The organism is Stenotrophomonas maltophilia complex sp. Om-AH-Sm3 (genome assembly GCF_059337855.1).
Window position 1 is genome coordinate 99,930 of the sequence record NZ_JBYBLQ010000001.1, and the last position, 19,569, is coordinate 119,498.

Genomic DNA, 19,569 nt, shown 5'->3' on the forward strand with positions numbered 1-19,569 from the left:
AGCGGCGCGTGAATGCAAGCGCCGCCGCGCCACTCAGTTCGGTCGCAGCTTGTCCAGGCGATCGGTCAACGCCACCCAGAACGCGGCGGGCAACTCGGCGCGCAGCGGAACCGCGTAGTGCCAGTCGTTGCCGAACGCCCGGCATTTCACCGCATCCTTTTCGGTCATCAGTACCGGCAACTGGCTGCCGAAGGACAGGTCCTGCGGCTGGTAGGCCTGGTGGTCGGCGAACGCATGCGGCACCACGCCGATCCCGCGCGCCCGCAGCATGTCGAAGAAGCGCTGTGGATGGGCGATGCCGGCCACCGCGTGCACCCGCTGGCCCTTGAAGTACGCCAGCGGGCGCGCGCGGCCACCGGCCAGCGGCTGCGCACTGTCGATGTGCAGGGACATTGGCCACTGGCCGAAGCCACAGGCCTGTGCCGCGGTCTCCTCATCGGCCTGGCCGAGGTTGACCACGCGGAAATCGCACTCGCTCGCGCGGCTGACCGGCTCGCGCAACGGCCCGGCCGGGATCATCCGGCCATTGCCATAGCGACGCTGGGCATCGACCACTTCGATCTCGATGTCGCGCGCCAGCCGGTAGTGCTGCAAACCGTCGTCGCAGACGATTACATCGCAGCCGGCCTCGATCAGCGCCTTGCCGGCGGCGACACGGTCACGGTCCACGCGCACCGGCACGCCGGTCTTCCAGGCGATCAGCACCGGTTCGTCACCGCCCTTCGCGGTTGGCGTATCGGCCTGCACCCACAGCGGCTTGTCGGCGTCTTCGCGACCATAGCCGCGGCTGGCCACGCCCGGCTTCCAGCCGGCCGCGCGCAGGCGCTCGACCAGGGCAATCGTCAGCGGCGTCTTGCCGGTACCACCGGCGGTGATGTTGCCGACCACGATGACCGGCACCGGCAGCGAGTGGCGCTTGCGCCAGCCACGCCGATAGGCGCGCCGGCGCAGTGCGGTGACACCTGCGTACAGCGGCGCCAGCAGGCGCATCGCCCACGGAACCGGGGTGCCGTCATACCAGTACGGCGGGGTCTGGGTGCCCTTGCCGGCCATCAGTCCTGCCTTTCGCGGAACTGCATGCTGTGCAGATGCTGGTACAGACCGCCCAGTTCGAGCAGCTCCTTGTGCGTGCCGCGTTCAACGATGCGGCCATGATCCATGACCAGTACCTGGTCGGCATGCTCGATGGTCGACAGCCGGTGCGCGATGACCAGCGTGGTGCGTTCGGGCATCAGGCGCTGCAGCGCGTCCTGCACCAGGCGCTCGGATTCGTTGTCCAGCGCCGCAGTGGCTTCGTCGAGGATCAGGATCGGGGCGTCGCGTAGGATCGCGCGGGCAATCGCCAGGCGCTGGCGCTGGCCACCGGACAGCAGCGCGCCATTCTCGCCCACCGGGGTCTGCAGCTGCTGCGGCATGCGTGCGATGAACTCCCACGCGTTGGCGGCCTCGGCCGCCGCGCGGATCTGCTCGTCGGTCGCTTCCATGCCATAGGCGATGTTGGCAGCGATGGTGTCATCGAACAGCATGACCTTCTGCCCGACCATTGCCACCTGCCGGCGCAGGTCGGCCAGCGGGTAGTCGTCCAGTGCCACGCCGTCGAGGGTGATGACACCGCCGCTGGGCTCGTAGAAGCGTGGCACCAGCCGGATCAGGCTGGTCTTGCCACTGCCGGAACGGCCGACAATGGCCGTCACCGTGCCTGGCTTGGCAACGAAGCTGATGTCATCCAGGGCGATGCCGCTGTCCTCGCGGTAACGCAGCATGACGTGGTCGAACGCCAGTTCGCCCCGCACGCGCTGCACGTGTCGCTGCCCCTGGTCGCGCTCCACTGGCATGTCGAGAATGCCGAACAGGCGCTCGGCAGCAGAGACACCGCGCGAAATCGAGGTCTGTACGCTGGTCAGGCGGCGCAGCGATGGAATGATGGCCATCATCGATGTCATCAGGCCCATGAACTGGCCGGCATTGAGCCGGCCCGCCAGGGCCTCGCGGGTCGATACCCAGACGATCACCGCCAGCGCCAGTGCGGCCAGGAACTGCACCACGCTGGAGGCGGCGGCGCGGGTGACCTCGACCTTCATGTTCAGCGCCAGCATGCGGTTGGCCAGGCGCGAGTAGCGCGAGATCTCATGCTGCTGGGTGCCGTGCACCTTCACTTCCTGCTGCGCGGCCAGCGACTGCTCGGCAGTCTGCGCCATGGTGCCCATGCCGTCCTGAATGCCGCGGCTGATGCGGCGGTAGCGCTTGCCCACGTAGGACACGATGCCACCGATCAGCGGCACCACCAGCAGCATTGCCAAGGTCACCTTGACGCTCATCTGCAGCATCACCGCCAGCATCGCGACGATGGTGAGGGTATCGGCCACCACGGTCTTCAGCGCGTCGGCGCTGGCCTGGGTGACCTGCTCGGTATCGAAGTTCAGGCGGCTGACCATCACCGGCGTCGCTTCGGTATCGAAGTGCGACGACGGCAGGTGCAGGTACTTCTGCAGCACCTGCTCACGCAGGTCGCGGACCACGCTGCGGCCAGTCTTGGCCAGCGTGTAGTCACTGACCCAGGTGGCCACGCTACGCATCAGGAACAGGCCGAGGATGGTGAGCGGCAGCACCACGGCCGCGCGCGGCTGCGGGTCGACGAAACCTTCGTTGACCAGCGGCTCCATCAGCTTGGTGAAGTGGTAGCCGGCCAGGGCCTCGACCACCATGGCGATGACCGCGCCCACCATGAACACCCAGTAGGTGCGGGTGTAGCCCAGCAGACGTTTGTAGATCGGCCACACCGGCGCGTGATGGGAACTCATGGACGCACCTCTGGCGCAGTTGCAATGGCGATACGACGGAAACCGAGTTGACCGAGCGCGTCCTGCGCGGTCACCACGGCCTGGTAGGGAGTGCGTGCGTCGGCGCGCAGCAGCACGGGCTGGCTGCGGTCACTGCCGGCCACGGACGCGATGGTCTGCTTGACCGACTCGACGTCGCTGCGCAGCACTTCCTGGTCATTGATGAAATAGCGGCCTTCGGCGTTGATCAGCACGCTGAGCGAACGCGGCGGCTCGTTGTTGGGCTGCTGGCTGGCGGTAGGCAGCTGCACCTGCAGCGTCGAGCGCGCATCGAAGGTGGTGGTGACCACGAAGAAGATGATCAGCACCAGGATGACGTCGATCAGCGGAACCAGATCGATATGCGGCTCATCCTGGGAGCGGTCATTGCCGATACGCATCGATCAGGCCTTCGCCGTCGCGGCGTTGGCCGGTCGCGCCGGCGCGGCCGGGTTCATCACCCCGGGGCGACCGTCGAGCGTGTCCAGCAGGGCACTGGCTTCCTGCTCCATTTCCACCACGTAGCCGTGGATGCGGCCCTTGAAGTAGCGATGGAACATCAGTGCCGGAATGGCCACGATCATGCCCGTGGCGGTGCACACCAGCGCCTTGCCGATACCGCCGGCCAGCTGGTTCACGTCGCCCACCCCATGGTCGAGGATGCCCAGGAACATCTGGATCATGCCGATCACCGTGCCCAGCAGGCCCAGCAGCGGGCCGGCCGAGGCAATGGTGCCCAGCGCGTTGAGGAAACGTTCCATGCGGTGCACCAGGTGGCGGCCGGTGTCCTCGATGCGCTCGCGGATCTGGTCGCGCGGACGATTGCGGGCTTCCAGCGCGGCCGCCAGCAATGCCCCCAGCGGCGAGTTGGCACGCAGGGTCTGCAGGTGCGCCGGGTCAAGCTTGCCGCGTGCGGCCCAGTTGCGCACTTCCTGGCCGAGGCCGGGCGGCAGCACTTCAGTCCGCCGCAGGGACCAGAAACGCTCCAGGATGATCGCCAAAGCCAGTACGCCCAACAGCAGCAGCGGCACCATCGGCCAGCCACCGGCCTTGACCAGTTCCCACACGTTTCAACCCTCCGGCCCAACGGCCGCTTGTTTGATCGGCGATAGGATAACAGCCGACCGCGCCCGCCCAGCGGCATCCCACCACCGGGATGCATGGATACGCTGTTCACGCAGCTGCAGCCCTTGTGCGCCAAGCCATACGCGGATCGCCCCGGACTCCGCAGTGGACACCACCTCGGCTCCCTGCGCCTGCCAGCGCCGGACCACGTCCCGGCGCGGGTGGCCGAAGCGGTTCTGGTGCCCGGCCGAAACCAGCGCCAGCCGGGCTGACACCGCCGCCACCCAGGGCGCGCTGGAGCTGCCGCCGCTGCCATGGTGCGGCACCAGCACCACATCCGCCTTCAGCGCCGCCGGAGACGCCCGCAGCAGCGCCTGTTCGGCCGGGCGGCCGATGTCCCCAGGCAACAGGACCCCACCATGCGCGCTGGCCACGCGCAGCACGCAGCTGTCCTCGTTTTCAGCCCGCTGGCTGCCGGCATCCGGGTGCAGCACCTGGAAGTCGACGCCGTCCCAGCGCCAGCGCAGGCCGCGTTGGCAGCGCCCGGCCCCGGCGATCGCGCTGCCCGGCGGCGCCAACAGGGGCAGCTCCGGCAACTGAAGGCGCAGGCTCGGCAGGTTGCCGGCATGATCGAGATCGTCGTGACTGATCAGCACGCGGTCGGGCCGTGCCTGCCCCAGCGCCCGCAATGACGGAACCAGGACCCGCTCGCTGCCCTCACCCCCGATCGGCGGCCCCACGTCGTACCAGAGCGCATGCCGCGCGGTACGCAGCAATACCGCCGTGCCCTGCCCGACGTCATGCACCAGCAGCTCCAGCTCTCCCTCGGCCGGCCGCTCGCGCAACGGCCACAGCAGCGGCAGGCACAGCAGGAGGCCAGCCAGCCCGCCCCCGGCGCCGCGTGGCAGCAGCCACCAGAACACGCCCAGCAGCGCCGCCGGCACTGCCCAGGCCGGTGCCTCGGCCAACCACCACATCGCCTGTGGATGCGCCGCCAGTGGCTGCAGGGCCTGCCAGCTGGTTTCGAACAACCACGCCGCTGCGCGCCACGCCCAGCGCCCGGCGCCGTCATGCAGCACCTGCAGGGCGGTGCCGAGCAGCGACAAGGGCACCACCAGCAATGTCCACCACGGAATGACCGGCAGGTTCACCAGCGGCCCCAGCCAGGCGGTGCCACCGAACAAGGCGATGCCCAGCGGCAACAGGCCGACGCTGGCCACCCCTTGTGCGGCCAGGAACCCGCGCAGGTTGGCGACCACCCCACGCGGACGTCCCTGCGGCAGGCACCAGACCAGCCACAGGACGCCGCCGAAGCTGAGCCAGAAGCCCGCGGACAGCACTGACAGGGGCGCCGGCAGCAGCAGCGCCAGCGCCGCCAGTGCAAGCCCCTGCACGAGACCCAGTGGGCGCCGCCCGCTACGCGCCAGCGCCACCAGCCCGATCATCAGTGCAGTGCGCACGGTCGGCAATTCACCGCCGGCCAGCACCGCATAGCCCGCTGCGGACAGGGCCGCGGCGCAGGCCGCCGCCTGGGGGCGTGGCCAATGCCGGGCCAGCAGCGGGCACAGCCACCACAGCCCTCGACACAGCAACGCCCCCAGCCCGGCCACCACCCCGACATGGAATCCGGAAATGGCCACCAGATGGGTCAGGCCCAGCGCCCGCAGCTGATCCCAATCGGCGTCGGACAGGCCACGCGTATCGCCCAAGGCAAGTGCCTGCACGAAGCGCGCAGCTGGATGGGCCACCTGCACGGCGATGGCGGCGCTGGTGCGTTCACGCCATGCCGGCAGGCCATGCGCGGCTTGAAGCTCGCGCGCGCTGGCCGGCGCCCGCACCGTGCCGTTGCCGGACACGCCGCGCAGCAGCGCATGGCGTTCACCGTCGAAACCACCGGGATTGATCCGCGAACGCGGCGCCCGCACGCGCAGGGCCAGATGCCACTGCGCGCCGGCCAGGACCTGATGGCGCCCACGCCCGGCGTCGGTGCCATCAGCGGCACGCCAGGCATCGTTCCACGTGACCTGCAGGCGCTTGCCGCGCAGCGATGGCAGTTCGCTGCTCTCGCTGACCTGCAGCAGGAAGCGGGTGTGCGCGGCTCCATGGTCCGGCAGATCGATGACCCGTCCACTGACCACCACATCCCGTGCTGGCTGGCCTGGCGGCAGCTGTTCCTGCATTGCCCAGTGCCCATGCATCGCCGTCCATCCGGCGCCCAGCAGCACGACCGCGGGCAGGCGCCCCCGCCAGCGCAGGCCCCACCCCGCCATGCCAAGCACGATCATCACCGTGCTGACCCACAGCGGCGGCAGCCGCGGCAGCTGCACGCAGGCCAGCGCCCCCAGTGTCAGCGCCGCAGCGGCGCCACTGCCCAGCAAGGGAGACGGGGAAAGCTGGACGGCCATGGGTCCAGCCTGCCGCTACCGGCGGCAGCTTGCCTATCGGGACTTGCCCCGCAAACGCGTCAGCGCCGGACGCTACCGCGATGGAAATTGACCCGGAAGCTTGCGCCGCCTCCCGCAGCCTCACCGACACTGACCGAGCCACCGTGGTGCTGCACGATCTCCTTCACCAGGTGCAGGCCCAGGCCACTGCCGCTGCCCGCCGCGCGCAGGCGATGGAACGGCTCGAAGATCGCCTCGCGGTCGCTCACTGGAATGCCCGCGCCCTGATCGCTGACTTCCAGCAAGCCACGCGTATCCAACCGCACGCAGATGGTGCCACGGCCACCACCATGCACGATCGCGTTGTGCACCAGGTTGGCAATCACCCGCCCCAGCGCCAGACTGTCGCCGTGGATCCACACCGGCGATTCCGGCGCGTCCACTTCGAATCCATAGCCGGCGCCGACCACCAACGGCGCCAGGTCCGCGGCGGCCTCACGCACCAGCAGCGCCAGGTCCAGCCGCTGCAATGCGCCGACATTGCGGTCAAGGCGCTGCAGATCGAGCAGGTGCTCGGCAACATTGCCCAGCCGCGCCACGTCGGTCAGCAACTGCGATTTCAACTCACCCTGTGGCAGCTGCGCCAGGCGCGCCTGCACCACGGCGATCGGCACGCGCAGCTCGTGCGCCGCGTCGGCGAGGAACTTGTCGCGCGCGGCGTAGCCCTGCTGCACCTTGTCGATGGCATCGTTGAACGCCTCCACCAGCGGCGCCACTTCCGTGGAGACCAGCCGCGCATCCAGCCGAGCACCGGGCTGGCCGATGTCCAGTTCCTTGGCCTGCTGCGCAGAACGGCGCACACCGCGCATGGCACGGTGGATCACGGTCGGCATCACCAGCAGGGTGACCACGATCAGTGGCAGGAAGAACCACAGGCCGATCAGGCGCAGCACCATCAGCGCGCCATCCAGCAGCCCGCCCTTGGGCGCGCCACCGACCATCACGGTGATGCGGCGCCCGTCCTCGTTGCGGATCATCACCCGCGCCACGTCCAGGTAAGGGGGCACCAGCGAGCCCAGTTCCGTGGCGCCCACGGTCGGCAGCCGCGCGAGCATCGGCGCGTGGATGGCTGGGATGGTGCCGCGCTCGAGCCACATGCCCTTGTCATCCACCGCGGCGAACCAGAGATTTCCCCCGGCGTTGGCATCGAGCTTGTCCCAGCGCGCCTGGTCCAGCACCAGGCGCCCGCCTTCGCTGTGCACCGCCTTGGCCACCGCCTCGGCAACGAACATGTCCATGCCCCAGGAGTCCTTGTCACCCCAGGTCAGGATCAACGCGACCACCGCGAACAGCACGGTGAAGGCCTGCGCCAGGAAGAGGCGCCAAGCCAGGCCAAGGGTGATCGAACGGATCGGACGGGCCATCTCAGGCCTCCGCCAGCAGGTAGCCGACGCCGCGGATCACGTGGATCTCCACCCCCGCCCTGGCCTGCTGCAGCGCTTTGCGCAGCTTGGAGATATGCGCATCGAGCGCATTGGATTGGATCTCATCATCGAACCCGTACACTGCAGCCTCCAGGGCACTGCGGGTAACCGTGCGGCCCTGCCGCATCGCCAACGCCTGCAGCACCAGCACCTGCCGACGTGGCAATGCCAGGGGCTGGCCCTCCACCTGTGCCTGCAGCGATTCGAAATCGAACTCGAGCCGCCCCAGCCGCAGGCTCGGCGTCACCATCGCCGAAGGCCTGCGCGATACCGCGCGGATGCGTGCCATCAGTTCCTCGATCGCCACCGGCTTGACCAGATAGTCATCGGCACCGACGTCCAGGCCTTCGACCTTGTCCGACAGCGTCCCCTTGGCGGTGAGCATGATCACCGCCAGGTTCGGCCGCAGCGCACGCGCCGTCGCGACGAATCCGGCGCCATCGCCATCGGGCAGCTGGCGATCGAGCAGCAGCAGCTGGTGCACCGGTTCGCGCAAGGCGAGCGCGGCCTCGGCCAGGCTGCCGACCACATCGGCGACCACGCCCTGCCGCTCCAGGCCGGATTGCAGGGCGCGGGACAGATCAGGATCGTCTTCGACCAGGAGGATGCGCATCAGGGACTCGTCAACCGGAAACGCTGCCGATCATAGTGCCTGGCGCCGTGATTTTGCGCCCATGCATGCCGAACGCGCGGGCGCAATGTTCTGACAATGTTGCCCCGTCACCATGCGCAGCCATCCCCTGCAACGTGGCTGATCGATGCCGTCGCTGTCCCCGCACCTGCTGCGCCCGCTACTGCTCACCACGGCCCTCGGCGTGCCGTTGCTCGCCCACGCTGCCGGGCAGAACCCCGGCGTGCAGGCCGGCATCAGCGCTGGCGCGACCTCCGGTGCGTACGCGCACTATGACGTCAAACCGCTGGTGGTACCGGCCATCGCCTGGCAGGGCGAGCGCTTCTTCGCCAGCCCCGGTTCACTTGGCATGTACCTCTACAAGGATCAGGGGTGGCGGCTGTCGGCGGCGGTCACGCCCTACACCCTGCGCTTCAAGACCGGCGACGTGAATGATGCTCAGCTGCGCCGCCTGCACAGCCGGCAGATGTCGGCCATGGCGGGCATCAACGGTGAGTACAGTGCCGACTGGGGCATGGTCGAGGCCAGCGTGATGCGGGACGTGACCGGCCATGGCGGTGGTATCGAGTCGCGCCTGCATTACAGCCATCCGATCCAGGCAGGCCGCTTCACCTGGGTGCCGCGGGTGGGTGTCGTGCATTCCAGTGCACGGCTGCTCGACTACTACTACGGCATCAGTGACGAAGAGGCACTGCGCTCAGGCCTTGCCAGCTACCGTCCGGGTAGTGCCACCTCACCGAGTCTGCAGATCGCGGTCAGCACGCCACTGGGCATGAAGTGGCGCGCGACCGGCGTGGTGGCCAACCAGTGGTTCGGCGATGCAGTGAAGGACAGCCCGATGGCACGACGCGGCACGCAGACCTCGGCCTTCATTTCCCTGATGCGCTCGTTCTGAACGAGCGCCCCCGCTACGGACAAGGACCCCCATGGCCTCCGTCTTCCCCACCGCAGACGCTCACGCGATCCTGCGTGCACCGGACCTGGACAGCGCAGAACGCGCCTATCTGGGACTGATGCCCGACCTTGAACATGTGAATGCACTGGCCCGCCGTGCAGTGGGCCTGTCACGCGTTGCCGACGCGGCACGCGGCTATGCGTTGTCGATGACTCTGGTCGGACTGCGCCTGCAGGAGCTGGAGATGGGCGAGCCAACGGCCAGGGAACATCGCCAGGCCACCCTGCGCAGCCTGCGCCAGGCCTTCAGCGCCTGACAGCACCCGCACAGGCACTGCCGCCGCACCAGCGGCAGCGGGAGTCATCGGGTCAGCAGGTCCCGCCACCCGGCAGGCCCGGCGCGGCAGCGTCGTTCAGCGCAGCGTGGTCCACGCCAGCAGCGCGCTCAGGATTGCGACCCAGATCACTGCCTTGAACGTGCCTTCCAGCATGTTGCCGCCGAACAGGCGTTCCAGGAGCGGATTGGGCCTGGACACCGGGACGTGATCACTCATGCGGCAGTTCCTTGCAGTAATTGCGCAGTTGCGCAGTAGCGCCGAGTCTACGCCTGCGCGGCCCGGATTCATCGCCATCTGCCTGCCTTTGGCGGCCCAATCCCCGCCTTCGTCGCAGGCCGGCTGCGGTGCCCGGCCGACCATGCCAGTCTGCACGCACTTTCCCGCTGGAGCACCGTGCCATGCCGATGCTTGCCCTGATCCTGCTGTTCTCCAGCCTGTTCGGCGACGGCTGCGGGCCCACCGAGGATGCCCTGCGCAGCCAGATCCTGCGCACCGAGGATCGGCAGGCCATGCATGAAGCGCAGCCCCTTCAGCTCTATCACCTGCGCCAGGACCGCGTGCTGCGGCTGGGCAGCCAGCAATCGCCAGACGACACTGGCGCCAGCCCTCATCCTGCGCTGGCCCGGGTAGGTGTGGCGCAGCTGTGGGAACGCGTCGACGGCCACTGGCGCATCCAGCGTTCGATCAGCATTACCCACTGATTTCATGCCACTGAACCGGCACGGATGCAGCTTCGCGGGAACGCCAGGCTCCCCGGAACGAAAAAAGCCGGCCCCGGGGCCGGCTTTCATCGTTTCACCACTTCACCGGCAACGCCGGGAGCAGGTGGTGGGCGGTACAGGGTTCGAACCTGTGACCCCTACCATGTCAAGGTAGTGCTCTACCGCTGAGCTAACCGCCCATCTTGTTCTTGCCGCCCGAAGGCTGGCCTTGTTACGTAAAAACCCGGCGCCAGGGCCGGGCTTTGCAGTTCACGACAGCCCTCTTTCGAGGACTTCGTGGTGGGCGGTACAGGGTTCGAACCTGTGACCCCTACCATGTCAAGGTAGTGCTCTACCGCTGAGCTAACCGCCCGTTTTGCTTCTGCATTTCCGCGATTGCGTCGGTGCAGGCCGCGTATATTACGGATGCGGGCCGTGAAGCGCAACACTTTTGTGAAGATGATGCTGCACTGCCACGTTCAGCCCAGGCTGGCTTCCTTCAGCTGCCGGATCTGGTCACGCACCCGTGCGGCATCTTCGAATTCCAGGTCCTTGGCGTGCTGGTACATCTGTTGTTCCAGCGCCTTGAGACGGGTCGCCAGCTGCGCCGGAGACAGCGAACGATAGTCGGCCGCTTCTTCGGCCACACTCGCCCGGCCCTTGCCCTTACCCTTCTTGGCTTCCTTCTCGGCGGCATCCGAACGCGCGCCTTCGAGGACATCGACGATCGGGCGCGCCACCGAGCGCGGCACGATGCCATGTTCTTCGTTGTACTCGACCTGCTTGGCACGGCGCCGGTCGGTCTCATCGATCGCCGCCTGCATCGAGCGGGTGATCTTGTCGGCGTACAGGATCGCCTTGCCGCGCACGTTGCGTGCGGCGCGGCCGATGGTCTGGATCAGCGAGCCAGTGGAGCGCAGGAAGCCTTCCTTGTCGGCATCGAGGATCGCCACCAGCGATACCTCGGGCATGTCCAGGCCTTCACGCAGCAGGTTGATGCCGACCAGCACGTCGAACTTGCCCAGGCGCAGGTCGCGGATGATCTCCACGCGCTCGACCGTATCCACGTCCGAGTGCAGGTAGCGCACGCGGATACCGTGTTCGGTGAGGTACTCGGTGAGGTTTTCAGCCATGCGCTTGGTCAGCGTGGTGACCAGCACGCGGTCGCCCGCCTTGATGCGCGCGTTGGCCTCGCTCATCAGGTCGTCGACCTGGGTACCGACCGGCCGGATCTCCACCACCGGGTCGATCAGGCCGGTTGGGCGCACCACCAGTTCGGTGATCTCGTCACCGGCTTCACGCAGTTCATAGGGCCCGGGCGTGGCCGACACGTAGATGCTGCGCGGGCAGCGCTCCTCCCATTCCTCGAAGCGCAGCGGGCGGTTGTCCAGCGCCGACGGCAGGCGGAAACCGAACTCAACCAGGGTTTCCTTGCGCGAGCGGTCACCCTTGAACATGGCGCCGATCTGCGGAATGGTCACATGCGATTCGTCGATCACCAGCAGCGCATCCGGCGGCAGGTAGTCGAACAGGGTCGGTGGCGGCTCGCCGGCATTCTTGCCGGTCAGGTGCCGGGAGTAGTTCTCGATGCCGTTGCAGTAACCGACCTCGGCCATCATTTCCAGGTCGAACTGCGTGCGCTGCGCCAGGCGCTGCGCCTCCACCAGCTTGTTCTGCGCGTAGAGCTGCTCCAGCCGCTCCTTCAGCTCTACCTTGATCGTCTCGATCGCCGCCAGCACGCGCTCGCGCGTGGTCGCATAGTGGGTCTTCGGGTAGACCGTGAAGCGCTGCATGTTGCGCAGCGTCTCGCCGGTGAGCGGATCGAACAGGGTGATCTTCTCGACCTCGCCATCGAACAGTTCGAGGCGCAGTGCTTCGCTGTCCGACTCGGCCGGGAACACGTCGATCACTTCGCCGCGCACGCGGAAGGTACCGCGCTGCAGCTCGTACTCATTGCGCGTGTACTGCAGCTGGGTCAGGTGGTTGATCAGGTCGCGCTGGTCGATGCGCTCGCCCTTGGACAGGATCAGGCGCAGTGAAAGGTAGTCTTCCGGCGCACCCAGGCCATAGATCGCGGACACCGTGGCCACCACGATCGCGTCCGGGCGCGACAGCAGGGTCTTGGTCGCGGCCAGCCGCATCTGCTCGATGTGCTCGTTGATCGAACTGTCCTTCTCGATGAAGGTGTCCGACGACGGCACGTAGGCTTCGGGCTGGTAGTAGTCGTAATAGCTGACGAAGTACTCCACCGCGTTGTGCGGGAAGAACGCCTTGAACTCGCCATACAGCTGCGCCGCCAGCGTCTTGTTCGGTGCCATGATCAGCGTCGGCTTCTGAACGTTCTGGATGACGTTGGCGATGGTGTAAGTCTTGCCCGAGCCGGTCACGCCCAGCAGGGTCTGCTTGGCGATGCCGGCCTCGAAGTTGCTGGTCAGCTTCGCGATGGCGTTGGGCTGGTCGCCCGCCGGCGAATACGGCGAGACAAGTTCAAAACTGTCGCTCATGGTGTTGCCAGTTTCCGGGAAGGGTCAGTATACGGGGCGAGGGGTGACGGCCGGCTGAGGGGTCTCCGGGCAGACCGCTACGGGGATTCCCGATGGCGGCCGCACAGCCGGGCGCGGAGGCTGGATGCATGCGCACTGCCCAAGCCCCCTGCCCGCTCGGCCCCCGCTCTGCGCGGGGCGTGCACCTGACCGAACTGCTGGTGGTCATCACTGTGCTGGCGGTGCTGCTGGCCGCGTCCTGGCCGGCGCTGCAGCCCCTGCTGCTGCGGCAACGCGCCGATGCACTGCAACTGACCCTGCATGCCAGCCTGTCCGGCGCACGCAGCGAGGCCGTGCGCAGACGGGAGCTGATCGGCCTCTGCGCCAGTGTCGACGGCCGGCACTGCAGTGACGACTGGAGCGCCGGCTGGATCATCTACCGCAGCGGCGACCAGCGCGGGGAGCCTGCCTCGCCGGAGGCGATCCTGAGCCACCACACCGGGCGCTCGGACGTCTCGATCCTTGCCCAGGCCAGCAGCGGGCGTCCGCTGCTGTTCTTCCAGGCAGATGGACGCAGCCCGGGGGCCAACCTGACCCTGCGCATCTGCGCGGGCAACCAGCTGCATGGCGCATTGATCGTCAACAATGGCGGCCGCGTCCGGAGTGAGCGCGTGAACCGCGATACACCCTGCTGAATGCCTGCGCAGAAAAGCAGAAGCCGCGATTTCTCGCGGCTTCTGCAGTATCTGGCGCCCGAAGTTGGACTCGAACCAACGACCCCCTGATTAACAGTCAAGTGCTCTAACCGGCTGAGCTATTCGGGCGGGGAGGCGCATTGTACTGGTCGATTACAGGAAGATCAACACCTGTTTCACCAGCAGCTGGCAACGCCACCGTCGGCCGTCTTGCGGTTGGCCTGGTCCACGCTCAACTTGCCACAGCTGTCCTTGGCCTGCGTGCCCTGCGGGGTGGCGGTGATGGTGAAGCTGGTGCCGTCTCCCTTGTAATCCAGGTTGTAGCGCGCAGTCCCTCCATCACGCGGCGACACCTTGGTCGGCAGTGCGTAGCCGGTGTAGGAGTTGTTGCTGGTGTGGTAGCGCTCCGCACGCTGCGCATACTCGGCCAGGTCCGCCTTCACCACGGCGCGATGCGATCGGCGCACGTACTCCTGGTAAGACGGAATGGCGATCGCCGCCAGGATGCCGATGACGATCACCACGATCATCAATTCAATCAACGTGAAGCCAGCCGCGCGGCGAGGCATGGGAGTGTGCAACATGGGCGTGGATCCTCGCACTTGGGTTACTGGAGCTGGCGCCAGGACTGGCGACCGCACGGGTAAGGCAGATACAGCGACTGGCTGCCCGCAGCACCCACCGCCATCCAGCAGGAGCTGCCACCGGGCGGTGCCTTGTTGTCCGTCGGACGTGGCAACACCGACAGCGAAACGTCACGCACCGGCGCGGTTCCTCCTGTCTTCAATGCAATGGCCGCGGTGCCGGAGGCGGGTCGGCTGCCGGTCGGCGAGCCATAACGGACGTTCTCCAGCATCGGCAGGCCGCTGATCGACGACAACCCGAACAGCCAGTTCGAACCACTGGTCGAACAGCCAACCGTTTCCATGTTGGGTACATAGGTCGGCATGAAGACAATGCCACTGACCAGGATCGGGTTACCTACTGCGCGTTCACCGTTGCCGGCAGGCAGCTGGATCATCCAGCCGCGGGCGTTGGCCGGCGCCGCACCCGCGGTGATCTTGCGCTCATCAACGCCTGCAGCGGCGGCCGCGGCCGTGTACGGAACCAGGTTGGCAGCGGTCACCGTCGAGGTCACCGTCTTGCCCGACAGATCGTTCACGGCGTACAGCGCCTGCTGCGACTTGTCATCCTTGTCGCTGGTGAAGGAGAAGCTGCCGGTGCCGAAGTAAAGCATCACGCCGCCCGAAGGACCGGTCGCGGCGGTCATGCCACCGGTGATCGGCTGACGGTAGGTCCTGTTGGAGGAGTCCTGGGCAACCTGGCTGGTGAACATCGGCACGGTCAACGTGGTATTCGCACTGCTGGTCAGGTCGAACTTCCACACAGCGCCACGCTGATCGGCGGCATAGACGGTGTCGGCCAGGCCATCACGACCGCGCGCATCCTGATTGGTACCGGTCCAACGATCGACAACGACCACATTGCCCAATCCGTTGTCACCGGAGATGCCAGCGCCCGAGGTACCCTCGACGGCTTCGATCATCCGGATGTCGCCACTGGCCATATCGACCACGAACAACACCGCCTTGCCGTTGGCGCTGCCGTAGCCATTACCGAAGATCGCCTTCCAGGCCACGCCGGTGCCACTCTTCACCGGCACGATCACCGGCTTGCCCAGCACGAAACCGATGTTGTTGCGCACCTCATCCCGCAGCGACGAATTGATGTCACTGATTTCCCACAGCACGTTGCCGGTGCCGAAGCTGCCCGGCGTGGTGACGTCCAGTGCGAACACCGAACGGCCACCCGCACCCGTGGTGCCTACCAGGCTGGTCTGCCAGGCGGTGCCGTTGAACGTATCGGACACCGTCACCGGACCATCGACGTAGTAACGATGACGGAAGGTCTGGTCGGCCGTGTCGGACTTGTAGGGGAACAGCAGGTTGGCCATGTGGCCCAGCGCGGTGGCCGGGATGTAGGCAAAGCTCTCCGTGCCACCGGTGCCGTCCTGCTTGGCATCGGCCTTCATGCCGCCGTCGAAGGCGTGCAGCATGCCGTCATTGGCGCCGACATAGACCATGTACCGCTGCGACTTGGCCTTGGTGGCCAGGTAGTCCGTATAGCTCTTTGCGTAGGTGCCACCCAACTGGCGGTAACCGTAGTCGTCCAGCGGCGAGCTCACCACCGGCGCCGAGTTGACGATGTCACCCAGCGGCGTGGTGCGGTCACGATACTTGCCACCGTTGCGGACTTCGGTCGAGCTGTCGGCACTGAGATAGTTGATCGCGCTGGCCAAATCAGCCTTGATCGCCGTCAGCTTGTCGGTGGAGCACACCAGCATCGTCGCGTACTTGCCGCTGGGCTTGCTGCACAGGTCCTGCAGGCTGATGCGGGCGCTGTTGAAATCCACGGGCGAACCCAGCTTGTTGGCGACGATCCGGCGGCCGGACGATGTCAGGCGGCTGGAGGCTTCCCACACCTCGGTGAGCTCGGCCACCTGGTTGGCGTTGACCTTGACGCTGGACGCGGTCAGCTTGCTCGACCAATCAGTGCCGCTGTTGGTGATGTCATAACGCGGGGTGACCGCCAACGAGCCGGTACCGATGCGTGCACCACTGATACCGATCGTGCCTGAAGGCGACGCACCACCGGTGATCGAGGACAGTACCCGGCGCATGGCCTCGGTGACGTCGGCCGGCGTCTGCGCATTGATGAACTCGCCACGGCTGTTGACGGCCGCGTGCCACAGTTCATCGATGACCGTACCGTCGTCGACATTCAGCGGGTTGCCGTTGCCAGCCCAGTTCGGCGGGTTCTTGTAGGGATCGTCGGTCGCTGCCTGGTTGACGCCATAGATCTTGCCCTGCGCGCCCAGGGTCACGCCGTAGAAGTTCATGTGCAGGTCGGTCTGGCAGTCCAGGCGCTTCCAGTCCGGGCTGCTCTTGTCCAGCGAACTGCACTTGTCACTGACCGGCACCTGGCCGGCCGGGAAGCTGGTGCCGGTGCGCAGGGGTGTGCGGGCGCCGGCATAGGCCGCCGCCGCGATGTCGGCGATGGTATTGCTGTAGCCATCGGCGAACGGAATGGACGGCAGGTGCGTGGAATTCACCGAGTCCGCATCACCGAACGATCCGTTGGGTGCATTGCCGGAGTTGGTGTAGCCGTCGGTGAACAGCATGCCGCCATTGCGCTGGCAGGCCAGCTGCACGGGGGCGTCGGCATCGGTACGACGGAACTGGTCGACCAGATATTCAACCGCGCGGCGGTTGGGCGTGCCGCCATTGCCGGTGAGCGTGTAGATCTGCTTGTAGAGATCGGCACGATTGGTGACCATGTCATACATGGTCGCGTTGCTGAGCTTGTTGATGGTGAAGTAGCCCACGCGCATCGTATCGACGCTCACCAGGGCGGCAGTCGACGAACCGACGATGGCCAGCACGCGATTGCGGTGATACTGGAACCAGTTGGAGAAATTCTGGATCGCGGCGTTGTAGGCGGCCGGGCTCGAGTAGTTGCCTGACTTGATCTGGTAGCGGCGCAGGTCGCAGCCCGGACCACAGGCACCCTTGATCACCGGGCGACTGGCGTCGTCGGTCTTGTATCCGTCCGGTGCAGGCGCTGCGGCCGGCAGGTAGAAGGTGGCCGGGAAGTAGCTGATCGCGTATGTGGTATTGCCGGTGTTGCTGATCGCAGCGGTCTTCCACCCGCCATCCCACCAGCTGTCGACATAGTATTCATTGCCGGTGCCGGAAAGGTCGGGAATCCGCATGCCGCTGACGAACTGGAACTTCTCCGACGTCTCGGCGCGATTGACGGTCATGTTGTACACGGCATTGTAGCCGCGCTGCCCGGACCGGGGATCGGCGCGGGTCTGGGTGATCGAGGCATTCGGCCACAGCGTGCCGTCGGCATTGGTCCACGGCCGGTAGGTCACTGCCGGATTGAAGTAACTGGCGTTGTAGACATGGGAACGGGCAAAGCCGTAGATGTCCAGCGGCGGAATGGCCCGGCCCGGTGAATATTCCTTGTTGAATTCCGCGTGCGGGTAAAGGTAGAGGTAACAGTCCACCGAGTTGTTGGCACACGCCGAGCCCACGCTGAAGAAGCTTCCGTCGTTGTTGAAGAAGCTGTTGGTGTTGCTGTTCCAGCGCATGCGGCCGTCACCACCGGGGAACATGCGCTCGAAGTTCATCGAACCCGAATCGTCCACCGCCATGATGAACGCCGGTGTCGCGCGGGTCTGCACGTTCATCGGCTCCTGTGCCAGCACGCCCTGCGCCTGTGCGGCAAACAAGGTATGCGCCAGATAGCCGCCAGCGGCCAACACGGCAAGGCCAACGCCTGCCAGGATCCTGCGGTTGCGAGTGTTCATGGGTTCCCCACCCTCACAGCTTGAATACGGTATCGATCGCCGCACGCGACGTCGCATCACTGGTGGTATCACCGGCATAGGTCGTGATCTGGTAGACCGGCGTTGGCTTCTCCACCGACTTGCCCATGTCCAGCGCACCCTCCCCCTGGATGCAACCCTGGATCTCACGGACATAGATGGCCGGCTTGCTGCCCAGCTTGGTTTTCGCGACCCAGGCCGACGGATCGAAGCCGTCATCGCACTGCTGGCTGATGTCGGCGGACGCTACGGCCGGATTGGCACCGGCATCCTTGCGATTGGCGATGTTCTCCACCGCGTTCTCGGCGCTGCGTGCCGCGCCTTCGGCGTTCTGGAACGCCATGTTGGTCGCCCGGTAGCCGGCCGCCATGCGCTCCTGCATGCCGGCCACCTGCATGCCGATGACGCCCAGCAGGGCCAGCAGCACCAGCATGATCAGCGCGACGTAGAGAACGGCACCCTGCTGTCGTGCCTGGGCAACGAAGGGACGGCGTCGGGAGGAAGGATGAGTGCGCATGGTCGTCAGTTCCCGAACAAGCGGTTGCGCAGCGCAACGGACGCTTCATAGGCGCCCCGATGGCGCTGGTCGTAAGGATTGGCCGGGGCAAAGCCCACCCCGAGGATGGCCGGATAGGTGGCCGCGCTGCCCGGCGCCTCGGCCGACGCACGCTGCGGGCTGCGCGCCAGCAGGCCGACCTGCACCATGCCGACGCGGCGCCACTGCCCTGCGGCGGTGGCATCGGTACCGGTGCTGACCGCACTGGCCACGCGCTGGTCGACGATGCGACCGGTCGGCGGCGTGGGCAGGGCGATATCCGGGGTGGCATCCAGTCCGTACAGGAACTGCATGTTCTCGATGCCTTCCACCAGCTCCTCGCCATCGGCGTAGCCGCCGGCGCCATTCGCGCGTGCCCGGTAAAGCGCCGGCTCGCCATTGGGATTGGTCGCGATGTAGTACGCCATGCCATCGGCGCGATACAGCATGGTCATCGCGTTGTTGATCGAATAGTTGCTCAGGTCGACCTTGTCCACCTTCACCGTCGAACCGCTGATGGTGGCCGGGAACACGTCGGCACGGGTGCAGTCGGCTATGCCGAAGACCGTCGGCGCACCTGCGGCGTTGGCCTTCAGCCGGGCCATGCCATCACTGGAGACGGTCAGCGTGGTCGCGCCCGCGGCCACGGAGATGCCGGTCACCACGGCCCCTTCCGGACTCATCAGGCGCAGCACCAGGATGTCGCTGCCCGGCAGTGGCGCCGGCTTGAGGTTGGCGATGCTCTTCGGCACCGACTGCGCCGCGCTCCACGCGCGGCCCAGGGTCAGGATGGCGCCCGGCGCCGTACCTGCTGCCTCATACCCCTGCACCGGAACCGAGAAATCCTGCGGGTCGCCACTGCCCGAGCTGATGCCCAGGTGATAACCGACATCGCCGGTGTTCTTGACCACATGGGCCTGGTCGTTGACGCAGCCGAAGTGGCCGGCCATGCGCAGGTCACGCTGCAGGAAGTCCAGCGCGAAGCGCGCGTTCTCCTGGGTACGGGCCGCACCTTCGGACAGGCGCGATGCCGCACGCGAGGCGATGAAGATCTGGGTGACGCCCAGCATCAGGACCAGGCCGATGACCATGGCGATCATCAGTTCGATCAGCGACAGGCCTCGGGTGCGCGAAATTGGACTCATGG

The 19,569-nt window shown here is 66.7% G+C and carries 17 protein-coding genes and 3 tRNA genes; 4 read left to right on the forward strand and 16 right to left on the reverse strand.

The window, feature by feature from the left end; all coding sequences use genetic code 11:
• Positions 1–33: 33 nt before the first annotated feature.
• Genes lpxK through AC10QF_RS00555 form a run of 7 tightly spaced genes read right to left on the reverse strand, consistent with a single transcriptional unit; the run spans position 34 to position 8,365 of the window.
• On the reverse strand, positions 34–1,053 hold the full coding sequence (gene lpxK, locus AC10QF_RS00525) for a tetraacyldisaccharide 4'-kinase (protein ID WP_065177370.1): 1,020 nt from the start codon (positions 1,051–1,053) through the stop codon (positions 34–36).
• Positions 1,053–2,801 (reverse strand): lipid A export permease/ATP-binding protein MsbA, encoded by a 1,749-nt coding sequence (gene msbA, locus AC10QF_RS00530; RefSeq protein ID WP_494541556.1) that lies wholly within the window; start codon positions 2,799–2,801, stop codon positions 1,053–1,055. The genes lpxK and msbA overlap by 1 nt, the downstream gene beginning before the upstream one ends.
• Positions 2,798–3,220, reverse strand: a complete 423-nt coding sequence (locus tag AC10QF_RS00535) for an ExbD/TolR family protein (RefSeq protein WP_005415977.1) — start codon at positions 3,218–3,220, stop codon at positions 2,798–2,800. Before AC10QF_RS00535 ends, msbA begins: the two co-directional genes overlap by 4 nt.
• 3 nt (positions 3,221–3,223) lie before the next feature.
• Positions 3,224–3,886 carry a MotA/TolQ/ExbB proton channel family protein gene (locus tag AC10QF_RS00540; RefSeq protein ID WP_005415976.1) on the reverse strand — a complete coding sequence of 221 codons (663 nt, stop codon included), beginning with the start codon at positions 3,884–3,886 and terminating at the stop codon, positions 3,224–3,226.
• Positions 3,887–3,889: 3 nt separating this feature from the next.
• Positions 3,890–6,289 (reverse strand): DNA internalization-related competence protein ComEC/Rec2, encoded by a 2,400-nt coding sequence (locus AC10QF_RS00545; RefSeq protein ID WP_494541557.1) that lies wholly within the window; start codon positions 6,287–6,289, stop codon positions 3,890–3,892.
• A gap of 59 nt (positions 6,290–6,348) precedes the next feature.
• Positions 6,349–7,692 (reverse strand): sensor histidine kinase, encoded by a 1,344-nt coding sequence (locus AC10QF_RS00550; protein ID WP_494541558.1) that lies wholly within the window; start codon positions 7,690–7,692, stop codon positions 6,349–6,351.
• Position 7,693: 1 nt separating this feature from the next.
• The gene (locus AC10QF_RS00555; RefSeq protein WP_329845910.1) at positions 7,694–8,365 is read right to left on the reverse strand and encodes a response regulator transcription factor; all 672 of its coding nucleotides are present in this window, start codon (positions 8,363–8,365) and stop codon (positions 7,694–7,696) included.
• 145 nt (positions 8,366–8,510) lie between these two features.
• Between AC10QF_RS00555 and AC10QF_RS00560 the strand changes: the two genes are divergently transcribed.
• Positions 8,511–9,278, forward strand: coding sequence for a MipA/OmpV family protein (locus tag AC10QF_RS00560; RefSeq protein ID WP_005415972.1), 768 nt, complete (start codon positions 8,511–8,513; stop codon positions 9,276–9,278).
• A gap of 31 nt (positions 9,279–9,309) precedes the next feature.
• Complete coding sequence (locus tag AC10QF_RS00565; protein WP_005415971.1) at positions 9,310–9,594, forward strand: hypothetical protein; 285 nt, start codon at positions 9,310–9,312, stop codon at positions 9,592–9,594.
• A gap of 96 nt (positions 9,595–9,690) precedes the next feature.
• Here the strand turns inward: AC10QF_RS00565 and AC10QF_RS00570 are convergent, their stop codons facing one another.
• Positions 9,691–9,831 carry a hypothetical protein gene (locus tag AC10QF_RS00570; RefSeq protein WP_005415970.1) on the reverse strand — a complete coding sequence of 47 codons (141 nt, stop codon included), beginning with the start codon at positions 9,829–9,831 and terminating at the stop codon, positions 9,691–9,693.
• Positions 9,832–10,013: 182 nt separating this feature from the next.
• On the opposite strand from AC10QF_RS00570, the gene AC10QF_RS00575 reads away from it, so the two are divergent.
• Positions 10,014–10,316: a hypothetical protein gene (locus tag AC10QF_RS00575; protein WP_069137942.1), complete on the forward strand. Its 303-nt coding sequence runs from the start codon at positions 10,014–10,016 to the stop codon at positions 10,314–10,316.
• 125 nt (positions 10,317–10,441) lie between these two features.
• Here AC10QF_RS00575 and AC10QF_RS00580 read toward each other — a convergent pair.
• The 3 genes from AC10QF_RS00580 to uvrB all read right to left on the reverse strand — a co-directional run bounded on the left by AC10QF_RS00580 (position 10,442) and on the right by uvrB (position 12,820).
• Positions 10,442–10,516: transfer RNA gene (locus tag AC10QF_RS00580), tRNA-Val, on the reverse strand.
• Positions 10,517–10,614: 98 nt separating this feature from the next.
• Positions 10,615–10,689: transfer RNA gene (locus tag AC10QF_RS00585), tRNA-Val, on the reverse strand.
• Between the two features lie 106 nt (positions 10,690–10,795).
• Positions 10,796–12,820 carry an excinuclease ABC subunit UvrB gene (gene uvrB, locus AC10QF_RS00590; RefSeq protein WP_005415968.1) on the reverse strand — a complete coding sequence of 675 codons (2,025 nt, stop codon included), beginning with the start codon at positions 12,818–12,820 and terminating at the stop codon, positions 10,796–10,798.
• 128 nt (positions 12,821–12,948) lie between these two features.
• Between uvrB and AC10QF_RS00595 the strand changes: the two genes are divergently transcribed.
• Positions 12,949–13,494 carry a GspH/FimT family pseudopilin gene (locus tag AC10QF_RS00595; protein WP_005415967.1) on the forward strand — a complete coding sequence of 182 codons (546 nt, stop codon included), beginning with the start codon at positions 12,949–12,951 and terminating at the stop codon, positions 13,492–13,494.
• A 52-nt stretch (positions 13,495–13,546) separates the two neighbouring features.
• Here AC10QF_RS00595 and AC10QF_RS00600 read toward each other — a convergent pair.
• The 5 genes from AC10QF_RS00600 to AC10QF_RS00620 all read right to left on the reverse strand — a co-directional run bounded on the left by AC10QF_RS00600 (position 13,547) and on the right by AC10QF_RS00620 (position 19,567).
• Positions 13,547–13,623, reverse strand: a tRNA-Asn gene (locus tag AC10QF_RS00600).
• Positions 13,624–13,670: 47 nt separating this feature from the next.
• Positions 13,671–14,078 (reverse strand): type IV pilin protein, encoded by a 408-nt coding sequence (locus tag AC10QF_RS00605; RefSeq protein WP_005415966.1) that lies wholly within the window; start codon positions 14,076–14,078, stop codon positions 13,671–13,673.
• A gap of 23 nt (positions 14,079–14,101) precedes the next feature.
• Positions 14,102–17,869 carry a pilus assembly protein gene (locus AC10QF_RS00610; RefSeq protein WP_253137088.1) on the reverse strand — a complete coding sequence of 1,256 codons (3,768 nt, stop codon included), beginning with the start codon at positions 17,867–17,869 and terminating at the stop codon, positions 14,102–14,104.
• A 13-nt stretch (positions 17,870–17,882) separates the two neighbouring features.
• A complete protein-coding gene (locus AC10QF_RS00615) occupies positions 17,883–18,404 on the reverse strand; it encodes a pilus assembly PilX family protein (protein ID WP_032954069.1) in 522 nt (173 codons plus the stop codon).
• A 5-nt stretch (positions 18,405–18,409) separates the two neighbouring features.
• Complete coding sequence (locus AC10QF_RS00620; protein WP_494541559.1) at positions 18,410–19,567, reverse strand: PilW family protein; 1,158 nt, start codon at positions 19,565–19,567, stop codon at positions 18,410–18,412.
• Positions 19,568–19,569: the final 2 nt, after the last annotated feature.

Excerpts from the sequence above, each read along its gene's own strand:
- lpxK (WP_065177370.1), bottom strand. The coding sequence starts at position 1,053 with ATGGCCGGCAAGGGCACCCAGACCCCGCCGTACTGGTATGACGGCACC.
- AC10QF_RS00555 (WP_329845910.1), bottom strand. The coding sequence starts at position 8,365 with ATGCGCATCCTCCTGGTCGAAGACGATCCTGATCTGTCCCGCGCCCTG.
- AC10QF_RS00595 (WP_005415967.1), top strand. The coding sequence starts at position 12,949 with ATGCGCACTGCCCAAGCCCCCTGCCCGCTCGGCCCCCGCTCTGCGCGG.
- AC10QF_RS00550 (WP_494541558.1), bottom strand. The coding sequence starts at position 7,692 with ATGGCCCGTCCGATCCGTTCGATCACCCTTGGCCTGGCTTGGCGCCTC.
- AC10QF_RS00560 (WP_005415972.1), top strand. The coding sequence starts at position 8,511 with ATGCCGTCGCTGTCCCCGCACCTGCTGCGCCCGCTACTGCTCACCACG.
- AC10QF_RS00620 (WP_494541559.1), bottom strand. The coding sequence starts at position 19,567 with ATGAGTCCAATTTCGCGCACCCGAGGCCTGTCGCTGATCGAACTGATG.
- msbA (WP_494541556.1), bottom strand. The coding sequence starts at position 2,801 with ATGAGTTCCCATCACGCGCCGGTGTGGCCGATCTACAAACGTCTGCTG.
- AC10QF_RS00575 (WP_069137942.1), top strand. The coding sequence starts at position 10,014 with ATGCCGATGCTTGCCCTGATCCTGCTGTTCTCCAGCCTGTTCGGCGAC.
- AC10QF_RS00535 (WP_005415977.1), bottom strand. The coding sequence starts at position 3,220 with ATGCGTATCGGCAATGACCGCTCCCAGGATGAGCCGCATATCGATCTG.
- AC10QF_RS00570 (WP_005415970.1), bottom strand. The coding sequence starts at position 9,831 with ATGAGTGATCACGTCCCGGTGTCCAGGCCCAATCCGCTCCTGGAACGC.
- uvrB (WP_005415968.1), bottom strand. The coding sequence starts at position 12,820 with ATGAGCGACAGTTTTGAACTTGTCTCGCCGTATTCGCCGGCGGGCGAC.
- AC10QF_RS00545 (WP_494541557.1), bottom strand. The coding sequence starts at position 6,289 with ATGGCCGTCCAGCTTTCCCCGTCTCCCTTGCTGGGCAGTGGCGCCGCT.
- AC10QF_RS00615 (WP_032954069.1), bottom strand. The coding sequence starts at position 18,404 with ATGCGCACTCATCCTTCCTCCCGACGCCGTCCCTTCGTTGCCCAGGCA.
- AC10QF_RS00605 (WP_005415966.1), bottom strand. The coding sequence starts at position 14,078 with ATGTTGCACACTCCCATGCCTCGCCGCGCGGCTGGCTTCACGTTGATT.
- AC10QF_RS00565 (WP_005415971.1), top strand. The coding sequence starts at position 9,310 with ATGGCCTCCGTCTTCCCCACCGCAGACGCTCACGCGATCCTGCGTGCA.
- AC10QF_RS00610 (WP_253137088.1), bottom strand. The coding sequence starts at position 17,869 with ATGAACACTCGCAACCGCAGGATCCTGGCAGGCGTTGGCCTTGCCGTG.